Origin of the sequence: Streptomyces sp. NPDC012769, from assembly GCF_042901205.1 — a bacterium.
GTDB lineage: Bacteria > Actinomycetota > Actinomycetes > Streptomycetales > Streptomycetaceae > Streptomyces.
This window is the reverse complement of the sequence record NZ_JBIBCP010000002.1, coordinates 1,366,310-1,376,546: the sequence shown is the minus strand read 5'-3', so window position 1 is coordinate 1,376,546 and position 10,237 is coordinate 1,366,310. Positions and strand designations below refer to the sequence as shown.

Sequence of the window (10,237 nt, the reverse complement as noted above, 5' to 3'; positions counted from 1 at the left end):
GCTTCATCGTTCGACTTGCATGTGTTAAGCACGCCGCCAGCGTTCGTCCTGAGCCAGGATCAAACTCTCCGTGAATGTTTACCGGTAATCCGGTTCTACACTCGCGTTGAGCGGAACGGTTCGGAGGAATAGTCCGTACCGTTCACAGCGTCCTCGCTGTGTGCCACCCCGTGGGGTGGACTTTTTCAAAGGAACCTCGACCATCCGAAGATGGACGGGGTATCAACTAATCTGGCGTTGATTTTTGGCACGCTGTTGAGTTCTCAAGGTGCGGACGCTTCCTTTGTACCGACCCTCTCGGGCTTTCCTCCGGGCGCTTCCTTCGTTTCCGACTCTATCAGATCTTTCCGATCCGATTTCCTCGGTGCTTTCCGGGTCCTATTCGACTTTCGTCGTTTCGGGCCCTTCCGGCGTGTCCACTACTTTAGCGGATTTCCCTGGCGACTCATAATCGAGCCTTTCGGAACACATTTCGGCACGCCGAAACAAGCCCCGCCAGGAGTCGTTGTAAGCAGTGGATGACCGCTCCGGGAGGCTTCGGTGAGCACTGCCCGTCTCCAGCGGCTCGGGCTACATTACGCATCTGTTGCGGCCGAGTCAAGCCGCCCCCGACGCCCCCCGCTTCCGCGGCGCATGGGCCCGGTAGGGGCTGACCGAGCGGTCGCCGTCGATCCAGAAGCGCCAGGGGTGTGGGGCACCTTCGCCGCCCACTCCGGTTCGGGGGCCGTTGCGGACGAGGTCGGCGGTGGGGGGCGTGCCGGTGAGGAGGGAGAGAGGGGCGTCGGGGCCGGCGCAGGCGTCGGTGCCGTTCAGGGAGAGGGCGACGTCGAGGGCGGTGGCCAGGCGGGCCGGGCCCTTGGCAAGCTCGGAGTCGTATCGGGCCGAGAGTCGACGTTTCCTGGCTTGTTCCGCCCCCGTGAGGATCTCTCCCGCGCGCAGCAGGACTCCGCTCGCCTCCCCCTCCGGGCCGCACACCAGGTTGAGGCAGTGCCACATGCCGTAGGTGAAGTAGACGTACGCGTGTCCGGGCGGCCCGAACATGACGGCGTTCCGGGCGGTGCGGCCGCGGAAAGCGTGGGAGCCGGGGTCGACCGCGCCGGCGTACGCCTCCACCTCGGTGAGGCGGAGCTCGATGCGGCCGGCGGGTGTGTTGCGGATCAGGGTGCGGCCGAGGAGATCGGGGGCGACCTCCAGGACGGGTCGGTCGAAGAAGCTCCGCGGGAGCGGCGTACGGTCGGGGCTCTCGCTCATGCCGTCCGAGGGTACGGGGAACCGGATACCTTCGTGGCGCGTAGGGAGAGGACAGGACCGACAAGGAGAGGACGCACGACATGGGGTTCAAGAAGCTGCTGGCGAGCCTGGGGGCCGGTGGGGCGTCGGTGGAGACCGTGCTCACCGAGGAGAACGTCGTCCCGGGCGGTGTCGTCCAGGGCGAGGTGCGCATCCAGGGCGGTTCGGTCGCCCAGCAGATCGAGGGACTTTCCGTCGGGCTGCAGGCGCGCGTCGAGGTCGAGGGCGGCGACCAGGAGCACAAGCAGGACATCGAGTTCGCGAAGGTGCGGCTCGGTGGGGCCTTCGAGGTGCAGGCCGGTGCGGTGCACGTGGTGCCGTTCGGTCTGGAGATCCCGTGGGAGACGCCCGTCACCACGATCGCGCGTCAGCGGCTGCACGGGATGAACATCGGGGTGACGACGGAGCTGGAGATCGCCCGTGCCGTCGACTCGGGTGACCTGGACCCGATCAACGTGCACCCGCTGCCGGCGCAGCAGGCCATCCTGGACGCCTTCCTGCAGCTGGGCTTCCGCTTCAAGAGCGCGGACATGGAGCGCGGTCACATCCGTGGGACGCGGCAGAAGCTGCCGTTCTACCAGGAGATCGAGTTCTTCGCGCCGCAGCAGTACCGGGGTCTGAACCAGGTCGAGGTCAGCTTCGTCGCGGACGACCGGGAGATGGACGTCGTTCTGGAGATGGACAAGAAGCCGGGTCTGTTCGGCGAGGGCAGCGACTCCTTCCGCGCGTTCAAGGTGGGTCTGGACGACTTCCACACGACCGACTGGGCGGCGTACCTGAACCAGTGGCTCGCCGAGGTCGGTGGGCGTCGCAACTGGCTCTAGGCTCGGCGCGTAAGGACGATCTTCGATTCGGAGGTTCAGACGTGACCGAGGCCAAGAGGGCGCCGCTCCCGCATGACTTCCACCCGACGGTGCCGTCGTTCACGGTGGTGAGCGAGGACGTCGAGCAGGGTGGGGTTCTGAAGGACGCTCAGGTGTACGCCGAGGGGAACACCTCGCCGCAGCTGCGCTGGGAGGGCTTCCCGGCGGAGACGAAGAGCTTCGCGGTGACCTGCTTCGATCCGGACGCGCCGACGGGGAGCGGGTTCTGGCACTGGGTGCTGTTCGACATCCCGGCGACGGTGACCGAGCTGCCGGCGGGTGCCGGTTCGGGGTCGTTCACGGGGTTGCCGGCGGGTGCCGTGCACGCCCGTAACGACTACGGGTCGAAGGACTTCGGCGGGGCCGCCCCGCCGAAGGGGGACGGTTCGCACCGGTATGTCTTCACGGTGTACGCGGTGGATCAGGAGAAGCTCGGCCCGGACGCCGACGCGTCGCCCGCCGCGGTCGGTTTCAACCTGCGTTTCCACACGCTGGGGCGCGCGCAGCTGGTGGCGGAGTACGAGAACCCCGCCTAACGCTCGGCGTTCGTTTGTTGTTTGCCCGCTTCTGGTCTTGGAGAGATCAGAAGCGGGCATCTTTCTTTGCGCGGATATTGCGTTGTCCTACCCGGCGCGCCCGGCCAGAGTTGATCCGAGCCCGCCGAGGGGGTGGGCCGGCACACGGGAGGTGGGCACATGCGGGACACGCTGGTTCTGAACGCGAGCTTCGAGCCGCTTTCGACGGTCACACTCAACCGTGCGGTGGTGCTTGTCCTTCAGGACAAGGCCGTCGTGGAGCAGGAGCATCCCGGTCTGCGTGTGCGTGCGGCTGCCGTGGACATGCCGGTGCCCCGGGTGATCAGGCTGTGCAGATACGTGCGGGTGCCGTTCCGAAGACAGGCGCCGTGGTCGAGGCGGGGTGTGCTGGTCAGGGACCAGCACCGGTGTGCGTACTGCGGGCGGCGGGCGACGACGGTGGACCATGTGGTGCCGCGGGCGCAGGGTGGCGGGGACAACTGGCTGAATACGGTGGCTTCGTGTGCGGAGGACAACCACCGTAAGGCGGACCGGACGCCGGAGCAGGCGGGGATGCCGCTGTTGCACCAGCCGTTCGTGCCGACGCCGGCGGAGACGATGCTGTTGGCGCTGCGGGCGGCGGAGCGGTCGGAGCTGCCTGACTGGCTGGCCGGGCAGGCCGCGTAGATCCGGTCGTGTGTCGTGTGGGCCCGCCCCTGTCGGGGCGGGCCCCGCTGTCATTTCAGGGCCGTCATTTCAGGGTGAGTTGGAGGATGGCGACGACGCCGACGGCGATGATGACTCCGCGCAGGACGGTGGGGGGCAGGCGCTTGCCGACCTTGGCGCCGATCTGGCCGCCGATGGTGGAGCCGACGGCGATGAGGAGGACGGCGGTCCAGTCGAAGTCGGCGACGAAGAGGAAGAAGACGGCGGCGACGCCGTTGACGACGGCGCCGAGGATGTTCTTGACGGCGTTGATGCGCTGCAGGCTGTCGTGGAGCAGCAGTCCCATGAGCGAGATGTAGAGGACGCCCTGGGCGGCGCCGAAGTAGCCGCCGTAGATGCTGGCGAGGAAGAGTCCGACGAGGAGGGCGGCGCCGCCGTGGGGGTGGGCCTCGGTTCCGGTGGCCTCGCGGCGGCGCTGGACGGCGGCGGCGATGCGGGGCTGGAGGAGGACGAGGATCAGGGCGATGCCGATGAGGACGGGGACGATCGCGTCGAAGGCGTCGGAGGGCAGGGCCAGGAGCAGGACGGCGCCGACGAGTCCGCCGAGGATGGCGGCGGCGCCGAGGCGGAGGATGCGGGGGGTCTGGCCCTTGAGTTCGCTGCGGTAGCCGATGGCGCCGCTGATGGATCCGGGGACGAGACCGAGGGCGTTGGAGACGTTCGCGGTGATCGGCGGGAGGCCGGTGGCGAGGAGGACCGGGAACGTGATGAGCGTTCCCGATCCGACGATGGTGTTGATGGCGCCGGCGGCGGTGCCGGCCGCGAAGACCGCGAGCATTTCCCAGATGGACAACGCCATCTCCTTCGGGGTTCGGTGAGTCGCCTCCCCGCCCCGGTGGTGGTCGGAGTCGAGGGGCTCGTACCGATCATGCCCGAAGTTACGTGTACGTGTCAGTCATCTTCGCGGAGGGCGGGGGCCGTCAGTCGACGGGCGGCTCCTCGCGGCGCTCGGGGCCGTTTCCGTTGCCGTTGCCCTTGGTGTTGAAGCCGGGGACACCGGGTGCGACGTTGCCGAAGGCGCCGGAGAGGCCCTTGAGGGCGTCGCCGATCTCGCTGGGCACGATCCAGAGCTTGTTGGCGTCGCCCTCGGCGATCTTCGGGAGCATCTGGAGGTACTGGTACGAGAGCAGCTTCTGGTCGGGGTCGCCGGCGTGGATGGCCTCGAAGACCGTGCGGACGGCCTGGGCCTCGCCCTCGGCCTTGAGGGCGGCGGCCTTGGCCTCGCCCTCGGCGCGGAGGATCGCCGACTGCTTCTCGCCCTCGGCGGTCAGGATCTGCGACTGGCGGATGCCCTCGGCGGTGAGGATGGCGGCGCGCTTGTCGCGGTCGGCGCGCATCTGCTTCTCCATCGAGTCCTGGATGGAGGTGGGCGGCTCGATGGCCTTGAGCTCGACGCGGTTGACGCGGATGCCCCACTTGCCGGTGGCCTCGTCGAGGACTCCGCGCAGGGCGGCGTTGATCTCCTCGCGGGAGGTGAGGGTCCGCTCGAGGTCCATGCCGCCGATGATGTTGCGAAGGGTGGTGACGGTGAGCTGCTCGATGGCCTGGATGTAGCTGGCGACCTCGTAGGTCGCGGCGCGGGCGTCGGTCACCTGGTAGTAGATGACGGTGTCGATGTTGACGACCAGGTTGTCCTGGGTGATGACCGGCTGGGGCGGGAAGGGGACGACCTGTTCGCGGAGGTCGATCCGGTTGCGGATGCGGTCGATGAACGGGACGACGATGTTCAGTCCGGCGTTGAGCGTGCGGGTGTAGCGGCCGAAGCGTTCCACGATGGCGGCGCTGGCCTGCGGGATGACCTGGATGGTCTTGATCAGGGCGATGAAGACAAGCACCACCAGAATGATCAGGACGATGATGACTGCTGACATCGTGTTCCCCGTGTCCTTCGCTGCCGGTTGACTAACCAGATGATGATCGAGTTTCCCAGACCGCGGAGCGTCATGGGTGAGGTTCGGTCACATGACGACCGCGGTGGCTCCGTCGATGTCGACGACGTCGACCTGTTCGCCTGGTTCGAAGCTCTGCCCGGAGTCGAGGGTCCGGGCGGACCAGACCTCGCCGGCCAGCTTGATGCGGCCGCCGTTGCCGTCCACCCGTTCCAGGACGACGGCTTGACGGCCTCTCAGGGCGTCGATGCCGGTCGCGTGTTGAGGCCGGCCGTCGCGGTGGCGTGCCGCGATGGGGCGCACCACGGCGACGAGGGCGACGGAGACGACGGCGAAGACGACCACTTGGGGGACGATGCCGAAGCCCAGGGCGGCGGTCACGGCTCCGGCGACCGCGCCGACGGAGAACATGCCGAACTCGGGCATCGCGGTGAGGACGAGGGGAATGCCGAGCCCCACCGCGCCGATCAGCCACCAGATCCATGCGTCGATGTCCACGTGGTCATGGTAGGGCGGGTGGGGTGGTCCGGGACAGGGCGCCGGGCTGTGCGGTCTCGACGCCCCCGGGCGTTACTTGAGCGGCAGGCCCTGCGCGGTGTAGCGGTCGCCGAGGTGCTCGACGACGAGCGGCAGGCCGAAGCAGTGGGAGAGGTTGCGGGAGGTGAGCTCGGTCTCCATGGGGCCGGCGGCGAGCACCTTGCCCTGACGGATCATCAGGACGTGGGTGAAGCCGGGGGCGATCTCCTCGACGTGGTGGGTGACCATGATCATGGAGGGGGCGTACGGGTCGCGGGCGAGCCGGCCGAGGCGGCGGACCAGGTCCTCGCGGCCGCCGAGGTCGAGGCCGGCGGCGGGCTCGTCGAGGAGGAGCAGCTCGGGGTCGGTCATCATCGCGCGGGCGATGAGGGTGCGCTTGCGCTCGCCCTCGGAGAGGGTGCCGAATTTGCGGTCCAGGTAGTCGGTCATGCCGAGGCGGTCGAGGAAGGCCTTGGCGCGCTCCTCGTCGACCGGGTCGTAGTCCTCGTGCCAGGTGGCGGTCATGCCGTAGGCGGCGGTGAGCACGGTCTGGAGGACGGTCTGCTGCTTGGGCAGCTTCTCGGCCATGGCGATGCCGGCCATGCCGATGCGGGGGCGGAGGTCGAAGACGTCGGTGCCGACGCCGCCGAGGCGCTCGCCGAGGACGGTCGCCGTGCCCGTGGTGGGGAAGAGGTAGCTGGAGGCGATGTTGAGCAGGGTGGTCTTGCCCGCGCCGTTGGGGCCGAGGATGACCCAGCGCTCGCCCTCCTTGACCGACCACGAGACCTCGTCCACCAGAGCGCGTCCGTCGCGGACCACGGATACGTCCACCAGCTCCAGTACATCGCTCATGAGCGCGTTGTCTCCCCTTGGGGTCGAGTCGTGTCGTCGCCTTGCGCCGGTGGGCGCGGCGTCCATCCAGGGAAAACCTACGCCACCGGCGGGCCGGGCCGGTCCTTAGGGCTTGCTTTGCGCCTTCGGGGGCCGTAGGAGTCCCTACGCTGGGGGGCATGCTTTCGGAACCACGCTCAGGACGTCTGGCCGCCTGGGGCAATGCCCTGCTGGCCGGGGCGGTGTCGCCGGACGACGCGGCGCTCGCGATTGTCGGGGAGGACGCGGTGCACCGCGTGGAGGGGCTGCCGGGCGAGGCGGGGCCGGTGGGCCTGACGCTGGCGCTCGGGCGGCTGCGGCGGCTCGGGGTGACCGGGTGGCGGGTGGCGCTGCCCGCGCCGGGGCATCCGCTGGGGCTGAGCGGTCCGCCGGAGTTCAACGCGCGGGCGCTCGACGCGGAGGAGGCGGTGGTCGGCTTCGGCGCGCCGTACGGTCTGGTGCCGGAGGTGACGGAGGCGGGGCCGGCGGGTGATGTGCACGTGGAGGTGGTCTGGCACTGTCTGACCGTGCGGGAGGCCCCGCCGGCGGACGTGCCGTCGCTCGGCGAGGCGGAGCGGGAGCTGGCGGAGGCGCTGCGGGAGGCGACGACGGTGCTGACCCGCCTCGATGTCGCGGCGTCCGGCCCGGCGGCGGACGCGGCCCGTGACGCCTACCGCGCCCGCGCGGAGACCGGCCGGGAGATCCTCGCCCCGGGCTACCCGCCTCGCGCGGTCCGTGTCCTGGAGCTGGCCCAGCGGATCGGTCTGCTCGTCGACCTCGCGTACGACCACGGCCACGGCGGCGCGGTGAGCGCGTCCGAGATGGCGGCGCGGGGGGCGGCGCTGCGGCCGGTGGAGCGGGTCGCCCGGCGGGCACAGGTCGCCGCGTACAACGCCTACGTGGAGGACAGGGAACGGGAACAGGGCATCTAGGACGCGGAGCCGGCCCCGACCGGCGGACGGAGTCCGCCACAGCGACCCGAAGCCCGCAAGGCGCCCCGGCGCCGAACGGCGCGAGGAACGCGTCGAGAGGGGCAAACGGGAACCGGCCCCCGGGGGATCGTCCGGGGGCCGGTGGTTCAGCGGGGCGTCAGTGGTTGACGGCGCCGTTGCCGAAGGCCGGGTTGAGCAGGCCGATCACGTTGACCGTGTTGCCGGAGACGTTCACGGGGACGTGGACCGGGACCTGCACCAGGTTGCCGGAGGCGACGCCCGGCGAGTTGAGGGCCTGCCCGTGGGCGTGCGCACCGCCGTGGGCGGAGGCGACGCCCGCACCGGCGGCGACGATGCCACCGGCGACCATGGTGAGGGCAGCGGCCTTCTTGAGGTTGTTCACTTCAGGATCCTCCTGGTCATCGCTGCGGCCGGTCCGCCGCAGCACGCCATGGAGAACGCCGCCGCCCCCCGTCGGTTGCGCCGAACGGGGGACATCCACCCGACAGTATGAAAAGGGGAACGGTCGTACCTACGAGGTCATGCCGTGCCGTACGGCCCAGAGCGCGGCCTGGGTGCGGTCCGCGAGGTCCAGCTTCATGAGGATGTTGGAGACGTGCGTCTTGACCGTCTTCTCGGACAGGACGAGCGCGCGGGCGATCTCCCGGTTGGAGCGGCCGTCGGCGATCAGGCCGAGGACCTCCCGCTCCCGCTCGGTCAGCGTGGAGCCCCGGCCCGTGCCCCCGCCCTGGCCCTGGTCCTCCTGGCTGAGGAGCGCGTCGGCCACCTCGGGCTGGAGCAGCACATGGCCGGCGTGGACGGAGCGGATGGCGCCGGCGAGGGCATCGGGGTCGATGTCCTTGTAGACGTATCCGCACGCGCCGGCGCGCAGCGCGGGGACGACCGTGCGCTGCTCGGTGAAGCTGGTGACGATCAGGACGCGGGCCGGGTTGGCCAGCTCGCGCAGCCGGCGCAGCGCCTCGATGCCGTCGGTGCCGGGCATCTTGATGTCCATGAGGACGACGTCCGGCCGCAGCTCCTCGGCGGCGCTGACGCCCTCGGCGCCGTCGGAGGCCTCCCCCACGACCTCTATGTCGTCCTGGACCTCCAGGAAGGTCCGCAGGCCTCGTCGGACCACCTGGTGGTCGTCGACGAGCAGGACACGGATGGGCTTGTCAGCCACCGGGGACCTCCATCTCGATCGTGGTGCCCCGGCCCGGGGCCGAGGTGACGGTGAGCGTGCCTCCGACGCCGGCGGCCCGGTCGCGCATGGAGACCAGACCGAGGTGGCGGCCGGCGGTGCGGACCGTGCCGGGGTCGAAGCCCCGGCCGTCGTCGGTGACGGTGAGCCGTGCTCCCTGGCCGCTGCGGGTGAGGGAGACGGTGACGAGGGCCGCGCCGGAGTGGCGCAGCGCGTTGTGCAGGGCCTCCTGGGCGACCCGGAGCACGGCCTCCTCCTGGGCGGCGGGCAGCGCGCGGACGCCGGCGGCGTCGAAGGTGACCTTGGCGGTGTGGGCGCGGTCGAGGACCTGGATCTGGGTGCGCAGGGTGTGGACCAGGCCGTCCTCGTCGAGGGCGGCGGGGCGCAGCTCGACGACGGCGGCGCGCAGCTCGTCGGCGGCCTCGGCGGCGAGCTCGGCGACCTGCTGGAGCTCGCCCTTGGCCCGCGCGGGGTCGCGGTCGACGAGGGCGGCGGCGGCCTGGGCGGTGAGGCGGAGGGAGAAGAGCTTCTGGCTGACGGCGTCGTGCAGCTCGTGGGCGAGGCGGGAGCGCTCCTCGGCGATGGTGAGCTCGCGGCTGCGCTCGTAGAGCCGGGCGTTGGTGAGGGCGATGGCGGCGTGCTGGGCGAGGAGCGTCAGGAGCTCCTCGTCCTCGGCGGTGAAGCCGCAGCCGCCGGACGGCCTCGGGCAGCGCTTGTTGGCGAGGAAGAGGGCGGCGAGGATCTCGTCGCCGTCGCGGACCGGCAGTCCCAGGAAGTCGGACATCTCGGGGTGGGCGTCCGGCCAGCCCTCGAAGCGGGGGTCCTTGCGGACGTCGTCGAGGCGCTCGGGCTCGGCCTTGTGGAGCATGGCGGCGAGGATGCCGTGCTGCCGGGGCAGGGGGCCGATGGCGCGCCACTGCTCGTCGCTGACGCCGTCGACGACGAACTGGGCGAAGCCGCCGTGGTCGTCGGGGACACCGAGCGCCGCGTACTCGGCGTCGAGCAGCTCGCGGGCGGAGGCGACGATCGTCTTGAGGACGTCACGGACCTCCATCTGGCGGTTCATCGCCAGCAGGGCGCTGCTCACGGCGGCCAGGCCGGAGCTCGGTCGATGGCTCATGCGTTCACCGTACCGGCGGGGTGTGACGGTCCGTATCCGCCCGGGGACGGCGCTCGCCTAGGACCGCGGACCTACGCCTCGCCTCTTTAGCGGCTCGGGGCCGAGGCTGTGTGACGCCTGGAGGGAGGGGCGGGGACACCGGTCTCCTCCTCCAGGAGGAGGGGCCTCACTATGCGCATTGCTCGCGCAACGGATGGTGAGGTTGTTACGCGACCGATGTGAGCCCGCGCATAGGACCCAGGTCACTTACGAATCCCCCTAGTGGATACGTAAAGCCGAGATCAGCGCTGCCACACCTGGTCGCGGACCCCGTCC

The 10,237-nt window shown here is 70.2% G+C and carries 12 protein-coding genes and 1 rRNA gene; 4 read left to right on the top strand and 9 right to left on the bottom strand.

Annotated elements, in window-relative coordinates; genetic code table 11:
• Positions 1–75, bottom strand: a 16S ribosomal RNA gene (locus tag ACFY7C_RS15340); the annotation flags it as partial.
• Between the two features lie 522 nt (positions 76–597).
• Positions 598–1,251: a DNA-3-methyladenine glycosylase gene (locus ACFY7C_RS15335; protein WP_389649395.1), complete on the bottom strand. Its 654-nt coding sequence runs from the start codon at positions 1,249–1,251 to the stop codon at positions 598–600.
• Positions 1,252–1,331: 80 nt separating this feature from the next.
• Between ACFY7C_RS15335 and ACFY7C_RS15330 the strand changes: the two genes are divergently transcribed.
• The 3 genes from ACFY7C_RS15330 to ACFY7C_RS15320 all read left to right on the top strand — a co-directional run bounded on the left by ACFY7C_RS15330 (position 1,332) and on the right by ACFY7C_RS15320 (position 3,355).
• The gene (locus ACFY7C_RS15330; protein ID WP_389649392.1) at positions 1,332–2,114 is read left to right on the top strand and encodes a sporulation protein; all 783 of its coding nucleotides are present in this window, start codon (positions 1,332–1,334) and stop codon (positions 2,112–2,114) included.
• Between the two features lie 41 nt (positions 2,115–2,155).
• On the top strand, positions 2,156–2,689 hold the full coding sequence (locus ACFY7C_RS15325) for a YbhB/YbcL family Raf kinase inhibitor-like protein (protein WP_389649390.1): 534 nt from the start codon (positions 2,156–2,158) through the stop codon (positions 2,687–2,689).
• A gap of 159 nt (positions 2,690–2,848) precedes the next feature.
• Positions 2,849–3,355 carry an HNH endonuclease gene (locus ACFY7C_RS15320; RefSeq protein ID WP_389649388.1) on the top strand — a complete coding sequence of 169 codons (507 nt, stop codon included), beginning with the start codon at positions 2,849–2,851 and terminating at the stop codon, positions 3,353–3,355.
• 64 nt (positions 3,356–3,419) lie between these two features.
• Here ACFY7C_RS15320 and ACFY7C_RS15315 read toward each other — a convergent pair whose 3' ends face one another.
• From ACFY7C_RS15315 to ACFY7C_RS15300, 4 genes are all read right to left on the bottom strand, one after another.
• Positions 3,420–4,193: a sulfite exporter TauE/SafE family protein gene (locus ACFY7C_RS15315; protein WP_389649386.1), complete on the bottom strand. Its 774-nt coding sequence runs from the start codon at positions 4,191–4,193 to the stop codon at positions 3,420–3,422.
• 121 nt (positions 4,194–4,314) lie between these two features.
• Complete coding sequence (locus ACFY7C_RS15310) at positions 4,315–5,265, bottom strand: SPFH domain-containing protein (RefSeq protein ID WP_389649383.1); 951 nt, start codon at positions 5,263–5,265, stop codon at positions 4,315–4,317.
• A gap of 87 nt (positions 5,266–5,352) precedes the next feature.
• A complete protein-coding gene (locus ACFY7C_RS15305; RefSeq protein ID WP_389649380.1) occupies positions 5,353–5,781 on the bottom strand; it encodes an NfeD family protein in 429 nt (142 codons plus the stop codon).
• Positions 5,782–5,853: 72 nt separating this feature from the next.
• Positions 5,854–6,651 (bottom strand): ABC transporter ATP-binding protein, encoded by a 798-nt coding sequence (locus ACFY7C_RS15300; RefSeq protein WP_389649377.1) that lies wholly within the window; start codon positions 6,649–6,651, stop codon positions 5,854–5,856.
• A gap of 158 nt (positions 6,652–6,809) precedes the next feature.
• Here ACFY7C_RS15300 and ACFY7C_RS15295 point away from each other — a divergent pair, with 158 nt between their 5' ends.
• Positions 6,810–7,601, top strand: coding sequence for a hypothetical protein (locus tag ACFY7C_RS15295; protein ID WP_389649375.1), 792 nt, complete (start codon positions 6,810–6,812; stop codon positions 7,599–7,601).
• A 157-nt stretch (positions 7,602–7,758) separates the two neighbouring features.
• Here the strand turns inward: ACFY7C_RS15295 and ACFY7C_RS15290 are convergent, their stop codons facing one another.
• The 3 genes from ACFY7C_RS15290 to ACFY7C_RS15280 all read right to left on the bottom strand — a co-directional run bounded on the left by ACFY7C_RS15290 (position 7,759) and on the right by ACFY7C_RS15280 (position 9,922).
• Positions 7,759–8,004 carry a chaplin gene (locus tag ACFY7C_RS15290; protein ID WP_384413315.1) on the bottom strand — a complete coding sequence of 82 codons (246 nt, stop codon included), beginning with the start codon at positions 8,002–8,004 and terminating at the stop codon, positions 7,759–7,761.
• 129 nt (positions 8,005–8,133) lie between these two features.
• The gene (locus ACFY7C_RS15285) at positions 8,134–8,784 is read right to left on the bottom strand and encodes a response regulator (protein ID WP_389649372.1); all 651 of its coding nucleotides are present in this window, start codon (positions 8,782–8,784) and stop codon (positions 8,134–8,136) included.
• Entirely contained in the window at positions 8,777–9,922 is a 1,146-nt protein-coding gene (locus ACFY7C_RS15280; RefSeq protein ID WP_389649369.1) for a GAF domain-containing sensor histidine kinase, read from the bottom strand. Before ACFY7C_RS15280 ends, ACFY7C_RS15285 begins: the two co-directional genes overlap by 8 nt.
• Positions 9,923–10,237 lie beyond the last annotated feature (315 nt).